Source organism: Roseovarius halophilus (ex Wu et al. 2025) (assembly GCF_047086965.1).
Map to the genome: position 1 here is coordinate 1 of NZ_JBKOTX010000685.1, position 235 is coordinate 235.

The following is a 235-nucleotide window of genomic DNA, read 5'->3' on the forward strand; positions in this document are numbered from 1 at the left end:
TGTCGCGCCCGTCAGACTGATACACTCCGTGGGCACACGGAGACCATCGGCGCGCGCCTGCAAAGAGACCTGGCCGAGATGCGCCCCCTGCCGGCGGCCACCTTTGAGGCCTGCGCACAGAGCAGTGGCCGGGTGAGCTTGTCTTACGCTGAACCCGGCTCCTGGGATATAAAGGAGCCGCTGCCCGGCACCTCAAACATGCCGTGCAGCGGCGGCGGCGGGATCGTAACGTGTT

Annotated in this window: 1 pseudogene; it reads left to right on the forward strand. The window is 66.4% G+C overall.

The features are described from left to right. Positions 1–235 (forward strand): annotated as a pseudogene (locus ACH107_RS34030) (hypothetical protein); the annotation flags it as partial.